We start from the raw sequence: 14,588 nt of genomic DNA, 5'->3' as shown, positions 1-14,588 counted from the left end.
CGGGCAGGTGCCTTTAATCCCGGGACGCGTCCCGGGAATCTCGCCGGCGCATCATGACCCGCCCGAGCGCCTCATTGATAGGCCGAGGGCAGGTCGAGGGTGCAGGTATGCCCGATCTCCGCATAGCGCTCCGCGAGCCAGGACTGCGCGGCGGCGCGGCCCTTGTCGCGCAGCCGCTGGAACACCCGCCAGCGGGCATCGAGCCGGGAGGCGGTGTTGTAATCCTCCAGCGCGTCGGTGCCGTCGATGCGGTGGACGAGGACGCGGCGATAGCGGCCCTGGCCGAGCACGCCCTCGTCGATGAGGCCGTCCACGAAGTCGATCGCCCGCAATTCCCGCATCAGGTTGGCGTTGAAGGTGATCTCGTTCAGCCGGTCCTGGATCTCGCCCTGGGTACGCGGGGTCTCGCGCCGCTCGACCGGGTTGATCTGGACCAGGAGGATGTCGCGGGTCACCGCGCCCCGGTGCAGGGGGTAGAGCGGCGGGTTTCCGAGATAGCCGCCATCCCAGTAGGGCACGCCGTCGATCTCGACCGCCTGGAACACGGTGGGCAGGCAGGCCGAGGCCATCAGGTGGTCGACCGTGAGGGCCCCGCGCTCGAAGACCGCGAGCTTGCCGGTCCAGACATTGGTGGCCGAGACGAAGATCCCGGCGGTGTCGGCCCCGCGCAGCCGCTCGAAATCGACCTGCTTGTCCAGCGCCTTCTTCAGCGGATTGATGTTGAGCGGGTTCGACACGTAGGGGCCGGGCGCCAGCGCCTTGGTCCAGAACTCGGCGACCGGGTTGTTCGCCCAAAAACCCAGGAAGCCGTTGAAGACGCTGCGCTGGGTCGGGCCGAGATCGCCGTCGAGGCTGACCTCGCGCCAGAAGGTTTCCAGCCCCTCGCGGGCGCCCTCCGGGCCGCCCTTGAGCCAGCCGTCGATCATCACGACGCCGTTCATGGCGCCCGCGCTCGCCCCCGTGATGGCCTCGAAGCCGAGGCGCCCGTCCTCGATCAGCGCGTCGAGCACGCCCCAGGTGAAGGCGCCGTGCGCGCCGCCGCCCTGCAGCGCCAGGGCCACGTTCTTCTCCGCGCGCGGCCCCGCCAGGATGGTCAGCGGCGGATGGCGATCCGGATCGTTGCCGATGCCGTCGCGGTCCGGAGCGGGGTCTGGGGCAGGAACTTGTGCAGGGACCGCGGTGGCGGGATTATGCGGCTCGGGCCGGTGTGAATCGTGGTTCATCATGGCATCAAAATGGGATATTGCACCGCGGTAACAACTGTTGGGCAGTGCCGAAGGGTTCACGCCTCCGTCCGATTTTCCGAATCACCGCGCCGGACCGGGCGCGCCGCGCCTCGGATCGGGGAGCGGCGTGGAGGCAAACTCGACAATCGCGCGGCGATGCGACATGACACGCGCGACGCTGCCATGCAGAGTCATCAACTTGACGCCACCGCGCGGCAATCTCAGCTAAACGATCGCGTGCGAGCGCTGATCCGGGTGTCAGGCCGAAGTCCGAAGGGCGGGACCGGCGGCCGGGATCGATGTATTTGTCTCTTCAGGCCGCAGACCGGCCGACCCCGTCTAAGAATCTCAAGGCCCACGCAAGGTCCCCGATGGAAGCCATGGAAGCCGCAGCCGATCTCCAGACCCTCGGCGGAACCGGCCCCGAGATCGCGGGGCCGGCACCCCGGCATCGCACCGTCGGCGTGCGCGTCGGCGAGGGCGAGGGGGCGGTGATCGTCGGCGGCGGCGCGCCCGTCGTGGTCCAGTCCATGACGAACACCGACACCGCCGACATCGACGGCACCGTCGCGCAGGTGGCGCAGCTCGCCCGGGTCGGCTCGGAGCTGGTGCGCATCACCGTCGACCGCGACGAGGCCGCCGCCGCCGTGCCCAAGATCCGCGAGCGCCTCGACCGGATCGGCGTGCACGTGCCCCTCGTGGGCGACTTCCACTATATCGGCCACAAGCTCCTCTCCGACCATCCGGCCTGCGCCGAGGCGCTCGCCAAGTACCGGATCAACCCGGGCAATGTCGGCTTCAAGGAGAAGAAGGACACCCAGTTCTCGACCATCATCGAGCAGGCGATCCGCTACGGGAAGACCGTGCGCATCGGCGCCAATTGGGGCTCGCTGGACGGCGAGCTCCTGACGCACCTGATGGACGAGAACGCCAAGCTGCCCCGCCCCATCGACGCCCGCGCGGTGATGCGCGAGGCGATGGTGCAGTCGGCCCTCACCTCGGCCCGGCGCGCCGAGGATCTCGGCCTGCCCAAGGACCGGATCATCCTGTCCGCCAAGGTCTCGGCCGTGCAGGACCTCATCGCGGTCTACCGCGAGGTGGCGCGCCGCTCGGACTACGCCATCCATCTCGGCCTGACCGAGGCCGGCATGGGCTCGAAGGGCATCGTGGCGGCCTCCGCGGCCATCGGGGTCCTCCTCCAGGAGGGCATCGGCGACACCATCCGGTACTCGCTGACGCCCGAGCCCGGCGGCGACCGGACCCTCGAGGTCAAGACGAGCCAGGAACTCCTGCAGACCATGGGGTTCCGCACCTTCGTGCCGCTGGTGGCCGCCTGCCCGGGCTGCGGCCGCACCACCTCGACGACCTTCCAGGAGCTCGCCCGCGACATCCAGAACTGGATCACCACCTCGATGCCGGAATGGAAGAAGACCTATCCGGGGGTCGAGGGGCTGAACGTCGCCGTGATGGGCTGCATCGTGAACGGGCCCGGCGAATCGAAGCATGCCGATATCGGCATCTCGCTTCCCGGCACCGGCGAGAGCCCCACCGCCCCGGTCTTCATCGACGGCAAGAAGGCGATGACGCTGCGCGGCGCGACGCTGGCCAAGGATTTCGAGACCATCGTCATCGACTACATCGAGCGCCGCTTCGGCCAGGGTGCCCGCAACGCCGCCGAGTGACGGCGCTGCGCCTGACAACGCGTGCGTGAAAGGCCGGGCCGCCCGCCATCCTGGGCGGCCCGCCTGCCGAAAGGTCGCTGTTTCCGTCGAATCGGGCCCGTGCTAGCGTGCCCCCACGATCCCTCGAGCGGGCCGGCCCCCAAGCCGCCTCGCGCGCCTTGGAAGCCTACGCGTCCCCCATGCGCCGCGTCGCGAGCCTCCGGGCCGGCATCACCCCAGATCGCAGTCCATGACGCAATCCGCCTCATCGAGCGCCCCCGGCGCTCAACCCGCGGCCGCGGCCGGCCCTGCCGAGACAGCGGCCGCCCCTGCGGCCGGCGGCCCGGCGGCGGGCGAGGGCGGCGGCGCCGTGCCGATGCCGGCCGGCGCCCTCGACCTTCCCGACGGCGCGCAGGCGCACCCGCCCGTCAGCTTCTGGACCCTCGTGGTCGGCTCGGTCGGCGTGGTCTACGGCGATATCGGCACCAGCCCCCTCTACGCCTTCCGGGAGGCGTTGGGGCCCGCCCGCAGCGACAACATCCTGCTCGCCGAGGAGGTGCTCGGCACCGCCTCGCTGATCCTGTGGGCCCTGCTGCTCATCGTCACGATCAAGTACGTGGCCATCCTCCTGCGCATGGACAACAACGGCGAGGGCGGCATCCTCTCGCTGATGGCGCTGGCCCGCAAATCGCTGGGCGGCTCGCGCGTCGTCCTGACCCTCGGGCTCCTCGGCGCCTCCCTGTTCTACGGCGACGCCGTGATCACCCCGGCGATCTCGGTGCTCTCGGCGGTGGAGGGCCTGAAGCTCGTCACGCCCGCCTTCGAGAACTCGGTGCTGCCGATCACGGTGGCGATCATCGCCGCCCTGTTCCTGGTCCAGAGCCGGGGCACCAGCAAGGTCGCGGCCTTCTTCGGGCCCGTCATGGTGGTGTGGTTCCTGGCCCTCGCGCTCGCGGCCCTGCCCCACATCATCGCCAATCCGAGCGTGTTCTGGGCCTTCCATCCCTGGTACGCGGTGCATTACCTCCTGGGCCACGGCTCGGGCGCGCTGGTCGCCCTCGGCGCCGTCTTCCTGGCGGTCACCGGGGCGGAGGCGCTGTTTGCCGATCTCGGCCATTTCGGGCGGCGCCCGATCCAGGTGGCGTGGCTCGGCCTCGTCGCGCCCTGCCTCGTCCTGAACTATCTCGGCCAGACCGCCCTGGTGCTGGCCAAGCCCGACACCACCGACCCCTTCTACCAGCTCGTGCCGGAGTGGGGCCTGATCCCGATGGTGATCCTGGCCACCCTCGCCACCGTCACGGCGAGCCAGGCCGTGATCACGGGCGCCTTCTCGCTCTCGCGCCAGGCGATCCAGCTCGGCCTGCTGCCGCGCCTCGAGATCCGCCACACCTCGGAAGCGCATTCGGGCCAGATCTACCTGCCGCAGATCAACACCCTGCTGCTGATCGGCGTGGTGGTGCTCGCGGTGATGTTCCGCTCGTCCTCGGCCCTGGCCTCCGCCTACGGCATCGCCGTCACGGGCACGATGCTCCTCACCGCCACCCTCTCGTTCATCGTGCTGTGGCGCTACTGGCGCTGGTCGCCGATCGCGGCGGCGGCGGTGATCATGCCCTTCATCGTGGTCGAGTTCCTGTTCATGCTCTCGAACCTCCTGAAGGTGTTCGAGGGCGGCTACGTGCCCCTCCTGGTGGCCGGCTGCCTCATCGTGCTGATGTGGACCTGGGTGCGGGGCGTCACGATCCTGTTCAACAAGACCCGCAAGACCGACGTGCCGCTGACCGAGCTCGTCGGCATGCTGGAGAAGAGCCCGCCGCACCACGTGCGCGGCACCGCGGTGTTCCTCACGAGCGATCCCGAGATCGCGCCGGCGGCCCTCCTGCACAATCTCAAGCACAACAAGGTGCTGCACGAGAAGAACGTCATCCTGACGGTCGAGACCGTGGACACGCCGCGCTCGAACCTGGCCGACAAGGTGCGGATCGAGCCGATCGGGCCGCATTTCTCCAAGGTCGTGATGAAGTTCGGCTACATGGAGACGCCCAACATCCCCAAGACCCTGACGCTGCTGCGCAAGCAGGGCTTCAAGTTCGACATCATGGCGACGTCGTTCTTCCTGTCGCGGCGCTCGATCAGGCCGGCGGCGCATTCGGGCATGCCGCTCTGGCAGGACCGGATCTTCATCACGCTCGCCAAGAACGCCAACGACGCCACGGACTTCTTCCAGATCCCGACCGGGCGCGTGGTCGAGGTCGGCACGCAGGTCACCGTCTGAGCGCCTGCTTGGTGCGAAAAGTTACGCGCCATGCACCCGGCGCAAGGCGAAGCGCCCTTTGGGGCGATGCCCGCGTTGCACGACGCGAGGCCTCTGTCATAGATTGAAGTCATTCTGAGGAAAGAATGCGGGCCGGGGGCGGCTCTCAATCCTGGCCGGCCCTCGCGCCGTCCGGGATGGGGCAGCCATCGCGGGCCCGCGTCGCGTTCTCGTAGTCTTCCGGGCGGCATCCCGTCGCCCTGCCCGTACATCAGGCGAACAGGAGCGCTCGCAGGCCGGTTGAATCCGGTGTGGGAGCCAGGCCGAACCGTACTTGGTCGCGTGGCGGCAGCGGGTCCGATCCGCCCGGCGCGAGCGACCCATGGATAGGACGATGCTGATGATCAAACTGACCGTGAACGGAGCTGAGCGCAGCTTCGACGGCGATCCCGACATGCCGCTGCTCTGGTACCTGCGCGACGAGCTCGGCCTCACCGGGACCAAGTTCGGCTGCGGCGCGGCCCTCTGCGGCGCCTGCACGATCCATCTCGGCGGCACCGCCGTGCGCGGCTGCGTCACGCCGATCTCGGCGGCCGAGGGACAGGCCGTGGTGACGATCGAGGGGCTCTCCCCGGACGGCAACCACCCGGTGCAGGTCGCGTGGCGCGACCTCAACGTCTCCCAGTGCGGCTACTGCCAGTGCGGGCAGATGATGCAGGCGGCCTCGCTGCTCATGGACACCCCGAAGCCCACCGAGGCGCAGATCGACGAGGCCATGAGCGGCAATCTCTGCCGCTGCGGCACTTATCCGCGCATCCGCGCCGCGATCCACCAGGCCGCCGGCCAGGGTTCGGCCGCCGCGCCCGCCAACAAGGGAGAGCGCCTGTGATCCACGACGCCAAGCTGATGGCCGAACTCGCGGCCGAGACCCCCGCGGCCGAGGTTCCGGCCGTTCTCGCCAATGTCAGCCGCCGCGCGATCCTCGGCGGCCTGGGCGCCTTCGTGCTCGCCCTCTCGCTGCCCGAGCACGCCAGGGCCGAGGAGGCCAAGAAGGAGGCCCCCAAATTCGGCGCCGACGGCATGCCGCATGGCTGGCGCGATGATCCGAAGGTCTTCGTCGCCATCGCGCAGGACGGCACCGTCACGGTGACGAATCACCGCTCCGACATGGGCCAGGGCGTGCGCACCTCCGTGGCCTTCGTGGTCGCCGACGAGCTCGAGGCCGACTGGGACAAGGTCAAGGTCGTGCAGGCCTGGGGCGACGAAGAGCGCTTCGGCAACCAGGACACCGACGGCTCGCGCTCGCTGCGCCACTTCTTCCAGCATTTCCGCCACGCAGGCGCCGCCGCGCGCCTGATGCTGCGGGAGGCCGCCGCCAAGCAATGGGGCGTGCCGGTCGCCGAGGTGACGGCCCAGAACCACGTCCTCACCCACGCCAAGTCGAAGCGCCAGCTCGGCTACGGCGAGGTTGCGGCCGCCGCCGCCGAACTCCCGGTGCCCGCGCGCGAGAGCGTCAAGCTCAAGCCGGCCTCCGATTTCCGCTACATCGGCAAGGGCAAGATCGGCCTCATCGACAACCGGGACATCACGACCGGCAAGGCGATCTACGGCCTCGACACCCGCCTCGACGGGATGCTCTACGCGCTCGTCGCCCGCCCCCCCGTCTATGGCGGCAAGGTCGCGAGCTTCGACGACACCGAGGCCAAGAAGGTCCCGGGCGTCGTGAAGATCTTCAAGATCGACGGCGGCCAGATCCCCTCCGAGTTCATGCCGCTCGGCGGCGTCGCGGTGGTGGCCAAGAACACCTGGGCCGCCATGAAGGGCCGCGATGCCCTCAAGATCACCTGGGACGACGGCCCGAACGCCCAGTACGACACGGACGCGTTCCGCCAGGAGCTGGAGAAGGCGGTGCGCGCCCCCGGCAAGGTCGTGCGCAACCAGGGCGACGTCGACGGCGCGATGGCCAAGGCCAAGAAGCGCGTCACGGCGGAGTATTTCGTGCCCCACCTCGTCCAGGCGCCGATGGAGCCCCCGGCCGCGGTGGCGTGGGTGAAGGACGGCGCCTGCGAGGCCTGGGCCTGCACTCAGGGGCCGCAGGCGGCGCATGACCGCCTCGTCAAGGCGCTCAAGCTCCCGGCCGACAAGGTCAAGGTGAACGTGACGCTGCTCGGCGGCGGCTTCGGCCGCAAGTCGAAGCCCGATTACGTGGTCGAGGCCGCGCTCTGCAGCCAGGCCGTCGGGGGCGTCCCGGTCAAGCTGACCTGGACGCGCGAGGACGACATCCACCACGGCTACTATCACACCATCTCGGTGGAGCGCCTGGAGGCCGGCCTCGACGAGAAGGGCATGCCGGTGGCGTGGCTGCACCGCAGCGCGGCGCCGACGATCGGCTCGATCTTCGCGCCCGACCCCAAGCACGAGCTGCCTTTCGAGCTCGGCATGGGCCTCGTCAACACGCCCTTCAACCTGCCCAACATCCGGCTGGAGAACCCAGAGGCCGCGGCGCATGTGCGCATCGGCTGGTTCCGCTCGGTCTCGAACATCCCGCACGCCTTCGCGATCCAGTCCTTCGTGGCCGAGCTCGCGCATGAGGCGGGACGCGATCCGAAGGATTACCTCCTCGACCTGATCGGGCCGGCCCGGACGATCGACCCGACCTCCATCGGCGACGTCTGGAACCACGGCGAGGACCCGAAGCTCTACCCGATCGATACGGGCCGCCTGCGCCGCGTCATCGAGACGACGGCCAACGGCATCGGCTGGGGCCGCAAGCTGGCCAAGGGCCGGGGCCTCGGCATCGCCGGGCATTACAGCTTCGTCACCTACACGTCGGTCGCGGCCGAGGTCGAGGTGAGCGACAAGGGCCAGGTCTCGGTCAAGAAGGTCCACATCGCCATCGATTGCGGACCGCAGGTGAACCCCGAGCGCGTCCGCTCGCAGATGGAGGGCGCGGTCGTCATGGGGATGGGCCTCGCGCTCACCTCCGAGATCACCTTCAAGGACGGCCGTGCGCAGCAGAACAACTTCGACGGCTACGAGATCATCCGGATCGATGCCTCGCCGGAAGTCGTCGTGCACCTGCTGCCGAACCCCGACTACAACGCGCCGCTCGGCGGCGTCGGCGAGCCGGGCGTGCCGCCGGTGGCGCCGGCCATCGCCAACGCGGTCTTCGCCGCCACGGGACGGCGGGTCCGTCAGCTGCCGATCCGCGACCAGCTGAGCGCGTGAGCCTCGCGCCCGCCTCCGATCCGACGGGTCGGAGGCGGGCCTGCCCAACCCGATCGAGCCCGGTGCCGCATTGCGCGATCCCGGGCTTCGTCATGCCGGGGAAAGGAGCCCGGCCTGCCGTGCATCGGCCGGGACGCGCGACGGTGAAAAAGGGATCGCGATCCCGCCCGACGCGTTCTCCGACACGTCGCGCGCCGACGCCCCACCGCGCGGCCGCCAGCCGAGGATGTTTCGATGACGCGTATTGTTTGGCCCCTGGTGTCCCTCCTGGCCGCGGGGCTCGCGGGCCCCGCCCTGGCCTCGCCCTGCGGCGATCAGATCGCCACCCTGGAGAAGCGGGTGAAGACCGAGGCCACCGAGGCGATCTCGGCCTCCACCAGCGGCAAGGCGACCGCGGGCGCGCGCGAGGGACAGGGCGTGACGGGCTCGACCGGAAGCGCCCCGGCCGTCCCCGAGGCGCCTCCGGAGAAATCCGCCCAGGCCGGCCAGGGCGGCGACAAGGCGCAGCAAGCCAAGGTCGCGCTCGACGAGGCCAGGACCGCCGACAAGAAGGGCGATGCGAGCGCCTGCGAGGCGGCGGTCGGCCGCGCCAAGCAGCAGCTCCAGGCGGCCCCCTGATGGGCACGGTGCCGCGCGCCGGTCAGCGCGGGGATGACGACAGGGCGCTGATCTCGATCACGAATTTCTGGCGCAGCGCCCGCGCGAAATCGCCGTAGCCCCGGGCCGCCAGGACGAAGGCGGCGGGCCCGCCCGTCACGTGGGCCTTGTACCAGCGGTCGAGGGTGGTCTCGCCGCCCTCCCGCAACGCGCGCAGGCCGTAGCCCGGTGCCCGGAAGGCCCCGACCCCGACCACGTCGTTCTCCCCCGGCACCAGGATCGGCAGGCCGTTGATGGTGGCGCCGGCGGCGAGCAGGCCGTCGCGCTCGTCGTGGATCGCCTCCGGGTCGGCGCAATTGTCGATCCCGTCGCCCGAGACGTCGATCACCACCCGGTCGGCCGGGACCGGGAGAGCGGGCAGCACGCTTGCCGAGACCGTCCGGAGCATCTGGCCGAGGCACGTGAAGGTGCCGGCCTGGCGCGGCAGCGCGCGCACGCGGCCCGCGACCGCCGCCGCGTCGCCCCGCGTGGCGATGCGGGTCCAGGGTAGCGTCAGGGCCGCCTTGTCGGCCCAGGTGACGAGCGAGAACAGGATGCCGCCGGGATTGCCCGTGATCGCCGCGAGCACGGCCGGATCCTCCAGGGCCTCGGCGATGCCCTCCATCTGCAGGCGGAAGCGGGCCTCGTCGACGGATTGGGAGACGTCGACGGAGACGACCAGGGCCATCGCGGCGCTCTCCTCCGCGGCCCGGGCCGGGGCGAGGGCCGCGAGCAAGAAGACGAGCAAGTGAACGAGCAAGAGAACGAGCAAGAGAACGAGCGCCCCCCATCCGGCCGGATGCGGGAGGCGCCGGAGCGACATCGAACCCATTTCCCCTCGTCCTCGCGGCCGGTCTTCGGCGCCGGTGCTGGTCCTGCTTAGGACATTTTTCGGAGCGCGGGAAAGCCGAAGAGAACGTGGGAAAGTCGAAGAGGCGGAGCGCCCGCAAGGACGCCCCGCCCGCTCCATGGGTGTTCCCGAGACCTGAGACCCGCGTTCCAGGCCCTGAGCGTCAAGGCCTGGGCCACCGCCCGCCGGCGCATTGGCACGCCGTGTCAGCCGGTCGGACGCCGGTCTCCCGTTGGCTGGCGCGAGAGCCAAGGTTCGGCCCGCCGGCTTCCCGCACCCACACCCGCTCCCACGAGGGGAACAGGGCGCGCTACGGATCCGGGCGCCCGGAAGTTTCAACGAGCGCGGAACGAGACGCTCAAGGTTGCGCCCGCAACGCAATATTCGAGGCGTTCGACGAAATCCGCAGGCAAAAAGCCGCGCTTACATCACCGCCTCAACGAGAGACGCCGGACCACCGGGCTCGACACGAGGGGACACAACCATGCGGGACATCATCAAGATTTTCGCGGCCGGCACGATCCTGACGGGCTACGCCCTTCTGGTGCCGGGCCTGATCGACCTGCCGGGCAAGCCGGATCCGCAGCGGGCGGTGGTGCGGCTGGCGGGCGTTTTCTGAACGAAGCCAACGCGGTGCGGGATCGGGGCGGATCGGCTCCGCCCCGCTGAACGCTTCAAGCGGAAGCGCAGAGCGCGTGCTTATTTCCGTTCAGGCCGGCGCACAGATCGTCGACCTCAGCAATGTCGAGCGCCTCGCCGGTCTCGCTGGCGATCGCATCGATAAGATGATCCTGGCGAGGATCGAAGGGATGACCCTGCATCCGATAGAATTGATAATAGCGTAACGCTGCCAGAACAGTGTCACGCTCGCGGGCAGTCACGGTTATGTTCTGCATGGGTCTTTTATTCCCCTAAGGCTGCAACGAACGCCTGGTTGAGGCCGCGCGACGACTCACCAAGCTTGACGTTTGTAACCTTCGGGTCGCGGGGCCGTCCACATCTTGACGACCCTCCTCGGCACGATTCGGCCCGAATGGCGGGGGCCGGCGCGAGGGTCGGGCAGGGCCCGACTCGGATAAGTCTTTGGATGGAACCGCCTCCTGCGGGCGCCGGCAAGGGAGAGTACGCAAGCGCTCAGTCTCGCGCTCTGTCTCCCTGCGAACTGAACAAGTCATGAACGATTTCGCCGGCCGTACCGCGGCACGGCTCCCGCAGGGTCGGAGGGCCTACGCTTCCGGCCGCGGGTACCGATTCCGGGCGCCGCCGCGAATGGTGAGGGCCGAGCCTATAGCAGCTCGACCGCGATGTTGGGGAAGCGGATCGCGAAGGTGGCGCCCGCGCCGGGCCCGGGACTCTCGGCGCTGGCCCGGCCGCCATGGAGCTCGGCGATGCGCTTGACGATGGAGAGGCCGAGCCCGGTGGAGCCCTCGCCGCCGGTGGGCTTGGCCGAGAGGCGCTGGAAGCGGCCGAAGACGCGGCCCGCATCCTCGGGCGACAGGCCCGGCCCCTGGTCGCTCACGGCGCAGACGGTCTCGACCCCGTCGCGCCAGGCCCGGACCGTGATGGCGCCGCCGGGGAAGCTGTACTTGATGGCGTTGGAGATCAGGTTGTCGATCGCCTCGCGCAGGCGCTCGCCGTCGCCGCAGAGATAGAGCTCCTCGGGCAGGACCGCCTCCAGGCCCTGGTCCTTGAGGTCGGCCAGCGGCTGGTTGGCGGCGCAGACCTCGCGGACGAGGGCGGCGAGGTCGACGGGCTCGCGCCGCAGGGTGATGTCGAGGGCATCCGTCATGGCATCGGCCATCAGGCTCTCGATCATCCCGGTCAGGCGCTTGGCCGAGCTGCGGACATGGTCGACCTGGGCCCGCATCTGCTCGAGGGGCGGGGGCGTCAGGCCGGTCATGTCGGTGAGCATCTCGGCCCGGCCGAGGATCACCGCCAGCGGGTTCTTGAGGTCGTGCGCGATGGTGCCGAGGATCTCGGTCTTGAGCCCGTTGGCCCGGCGCAGGTCCGAGCGCTGCATGGCGAGGCGCCGGTTCGCCCGGATCAGCTCGGCGGTGCGCTCCACCACCCGCTGCTCCAGGCCGACATTGGCCCGCTGCAGCTGCTCGTACAGGATCACGTTGTCGAAGGCGATCGAGAGCCGGCTCGTGAACAGGTCGATCAGAGCCCGGTCGGTCTCGGAGAGCGAGCGGTCGGCGTCGATCAGGGCGACGATCTCGCTGCCCGTCGAGGTCTGCAGGTAGAGGGTCGAGCAGGGCGTGCCGAAGCTGTGCCGGCGCTCCGTGAAGGTGCGCGCGACGATCGGGTGCACGTCGTCGTCGAGGGGCCAGGCGGGCTCGCGCGCAACGTAGTGGTGGTAGCAGCCCGAGCCCGCCAGCACGCAGAAGCGCTCGTCCGTCCCGCCGCTCTCGCGGAGCACCAGGATCCCCGCGCAGGCGACGTTGAGGAGGGAGGCGACCTGGGTCAGCATGCCCTCGGCCAGGCGCTGCATCGACTTGTGGTCGAGGAGCATGGGCGCCGCGTCGATGATGATCTCGAGGCCCCGCCGGGTCTCGTCGAGGCGCTTCAGCTGCTGGTAGGCGCGAAGAGCCGCGGTCAGGCTGGTGAAGAGCTTGTCGGCGGTCAGCTCCGTCTTCGCCTTGTAGTCGTTGATGTCGTAATCGACGATGACGCGCCGCTCGGGCGCCTGGCCCGGCTGGCCCGTGCGCAGGATGATGCGGGCGGTCTCCTCACGCAGGTCGCGGCGGATGTAGTCGACGAGGGCGAGGCCCGCATCGTCGGTTTCCATCACCACGTCGAGGAGCACCACCGCGACGTCGCGGCGCGCGGCGAGGAGCCCGCGTGCCTCGGCGGCGGAATGGGCCGAGAGGATCTCGAGGCCGCGCCCGTCGAGCCGGTAATCGGCCAGCGCGTAGCGGGTGCCCTCGTGCACGGCCGGGTCGTCATCCACCACCGCGATCGTCCAGGCGCCGCCGCGCTGGGGGGGCTCGCCGACCTCGTCGGGGATGAGGTGGAGGATGTCGTCGTCCATTCCGAGGCCCCGGTTGCCCTGCGGCGACTGGCGCGGGCGGCGCGTCAGGGTTTGCCCTGAATCGCCCTGAAGTTGAATCCCCATTGTGGCCCATCTGCGGTGGATTGCGTGCGGAACTGCACCGATCCGCGCGTGCTTTCGCCCGTGCGCGGCAAGGTCACGCCGGTGGTGATCGGGACGAAATCTTGCTGCAATCTTGGAGCGGCAGGTCGGCGCCGGGCCTCCGATGATTCCGTCAAGCTCGCCGGCCCGGGCCGCCGATCTCGCGCCGCCCGGAAACCGGTCGTTGATAGATGGCGGTGCCGCGTCGCCAGAGAGGCATGAATGGTGCACTGTACAATCCTGCCGCGTAATGGCACCGAGAGCCGCCCGGCGGCGCGGCCCGTGATGCGAGATCCTCCGGCTCCCGAGATGATGTGCCTGTTCCTCAATCGATCAGCCCGGAGCGGGGGATGAGCACCGGGCCGACCCACATCGTCGTGGTGGACGACGAGGCAGAGGCGCGCGCGATGATCGGCGACTACCTGCGCCTGCACGGGTTCGACGTGGCCCTCTGCGACGGCGGCCGCGCCCTGCGGGCCCATCTCGACGGGCGCAGCCCCGACCTCATCGTCCTCGACCTCAACATGCCGGAGGAGGACGGGCTCTCGATCGTGCGCGACCTCAAGGCCCGGAGCACGATCCCGATCATCATGCTGACCGCGACCGCGAGCGCCATCGACCGGGTGGTCGGCCTCGAGCTCGGGGCCGACGATTACCTGTCGAAGCCCTGCGAATTGCGCGAGCTCGTGGCGCGGGTCCGCTCGGTCCTGCGCCGGGCGCAGGGGCCGGCGCCCCGGCCCGACGCCGCGCCCGATCCGGCCCCCAGGGAGGCGCCCTCCCGCCGCATCCGCTTCGGGACCAAGTGGCTGGAGACCGATTCCCTGCGGCTGCGCGACGACGCGGGCCTGGAGCAGCCCCTCACCCGCTCCGAGTACGACCTCCTCAAGGCCTTCGCCGACCATCCGAAGCGGGCGCTCACCCGCGAGCGCCTCCTCGACCTCGCGGATGCCCGCGACCCCGACGCCTTCGACCGGGCCATCGACGTGCGCATCAACCGCATCCGCAAGAAGATCGAGCCGGACCCGGCCAATCCCCGCTTCATCCGCACCGTGCGAGGCCTCGGCTACGTCTTCCGGCCCGAGGGGGATTGAGCCCACGCGCGCTGCCGCAGCAGGGACGGGCACCCGCGGCGGGGCACCTCACCTCTCCCCTCCGGGAGAGGTCGAATCCGCGATAGCGGAACGGGGCAGGGATGCGGCTTTTCCGGATAACGCGCAGCCCTCACCCCCATCCTCTTCCGCACGGGAGCGCGTTGCGCCACCTGCGCCCGCATCCCGAGACCGCGAAGCGGAGCCCTGAACGACGATACGCCCCACCTCTCTCGTCCGGGAGAGGTCGAGTCGGCGCGAGCCGACCGGGTGAGGGGTGCGGCCTTTCCGGATAACGCGCACCCCTCACCCCAACCCTCTCCCGCACGGGAGAGGGGGCGCGTCGCGTCATTTGCGCCAGTTCCGACAGCCGCCGCGCATTCTGGGCTCGCCTCTGGCGTCCCGGACCGGCGGCATGACCGAGGCCCGTGCGCCCCACCTCTCCCGTTCGGGAGAGGTCGAGTCGGCGCGAGCCGACCGGGTGAGGGATGCGACTTCTCCGGATAACGCGCACC

11 protein-coding genes are annotated in these 14,588 nt (G+C 70.0%); 7 read left to right on the top strand and 4 right to left on the bottom strand.

All coding sequences use genetic code 11. From position 1 onward, the window contains the following. Positions 1-71: 71 nt before the first annotated feature. Positions 72-1,226: a patatin-like phospholipase family protein gene (locus F6X53_RS11625; RefSeq protein WP_425324689.1), complete on the bottom strand. Its 1,155-nt coding sequence runs from the start codon at positions 1,224-1,226 to the stop codon at positions 72-74. A 371-nt stretch (positions 1,227-1,597) separates the two neighbouring features. Between F6X53_RS11625 and ispG the strand changes: the two genes are divergently transcribed. The 5 genes from ispG (at position 1,598) to F6X53_RS11600 (ending at position 8,984) form a co-directional block, all read left to right on the top strand. Continuing rightward, positions 1,598-2,908: a flavodoxin-dependent (E)-4-hydroxy-3-methylbut-2-enyl-diphosphate synthase gene (ispG, locus tag F6X53_RS11620; protein ID WP_151000192.1), complete on the top strand. Its 1,311-nt coding sequence runs from the start codon at positions 1,598-1,600 to the stop codon at positions 2,906-2,908. Between the two features lie 229 nt (positions 2,909-3,137). After that, positions 3,138-5,159: a potassium transporter Kup gene (locus tag F6X53_RS11615; RefSeq protein ID WP_151000191.1), complete on the top strand. Its 2,022-nt coding sequence runs from the start codon at positions 3,138-3,140 to the stop codon at positions 5,157-5,159. A 379-nt stretch (positions 5,160-5,538) separates the two neighbouring features. Then, positions 5,539-6,027: a (2Fe-2S)-binding protein gene (locus F6X53_RS11610; RefSeq protein WP_151000334.1), complete on the top strand. Its 489-nt coding sequence runs from the start codon at positions 5,539-5,541 to the stop codon at positions 6,025-6,027. Beyond that, positions 6,024-8,366, top strand: a complete 2,343-nt coding sequence (locus F6X53_RS11605) for a xanthine dehydrogenase family protein molybdopterin-binding subunit (RefSeq protein WP_151000190.1) — start codon at positions 6,024-6,026, stop codon at positions 8,364-8,366. Before F6X53_RS11610 ends, F6X53_RS11605 begins: the two co-directional genes overlap by 4 nt. A 234-nt stretch (positions 8,367-8,600) precedes the next feature. Further along, positions 8,601-8,984, top strand: coding sequence for a hypothetical protein (locus F6X53_RS11600; protein WP_151000189.1), 384 nt, complete (start codon positions 8,601-8,603; stop codon positions 8,982-8,984). A 22-nt stretch (positions 8,985-9,006) separates the two neighbouring features. Here F6X53_RS11600 and F6X53_RS11595 read toward each other — a convergent pair whose 3' ends face one another. Beyond that, positions 9,007-9,690: a DUF1194 domain-containing protein gene (locus F6X53_RS11595; protein WP_238296025.1), complete on the bottom strand. Its 684-nt coding sequence runs from the start codon at positions 9,688-9,690 to the stop codon at positions 9,007-9,009. A gap of 646 nt (positions 9,691-10,336) precedes the next feature. Between F6X53_RS11595 and F6X53_RS33665 the strand changes: the two genes are divergently transcribed. Continuing rightward, entirely contained in the window at positions 10,337-10,471 is a 135-nt protein-coding gene (locus F6X53_RS33665; protein WP_280526023.1) for a hypothetical protein, read from the top strand. 55 nt (positions 10,472-10,526) lie between these two features. Here F6X53_RS33665 and F6X53_RS11590 read toward each other — a convergent pair whose 3' ends face one another. Both F6X53_RS11590 and F6X53_RS11585 read right to left on the bottom strand, forming a co-directional pair. Then, positions 10,527-10,748, bottom strand: a complete 222-nt coding sequence (locus F6X53_RS11590; RefSeq protein ID WP_151000187.1) for a hypothetical protein — start codon at positions 10,746-10,748, stop codon at positions 10,527-10,529. A gap of 389 nt (positions 10,749-11,137) precedes the next feature. Further along, positions 11,138-12,883, bottom strand: coding sequence for an ATP-binding response regulator (locus F6X53_RS11585; RefSeq protein WP_151000186.1), 1,746 nt, complete (start codon positions 12,881-12,883; stop codon positions 11,138-11,140). A 452-nt stretch (positions 12,884-13,335) separates the two neighbouring features. Between F6X53_RS11585 and F6X53_RS11580 the strand changes: the two genes are divergently transcribed. After that, positions 13,336-14,076 carry a response regulator gene (locus F6X53_RS11580; protein ID WP_151000185.1) on the top strand — a complete coding sequence of 247 codons (741 nt, stop codon included), beginning with the start codon at positions 13,336-13,338 and terminating at the stop codon, positions 14,074-14,076. The last annotated feature ends 512 nt before the right edge of the window (positions 14,077-14,588 follow it).

Origin of the sequence: Methylobacterium soli (genome assembly GCF_008806385.1) — a bacterium.
In the GTDB taxonomy this organism is placed as follows: domain Bacteria; phylum Pseudomonadota; class Alphaproteobacteria; order Rhizobiales; family Beijerinckiaceae; genus Methylobacterium; species Methylobacterium soli.
The sequence above is the reverse complement of the archived record's forward strand: the minus strand, read 5'-3'. Positions and strand labels throughout refer to the sequence as shown.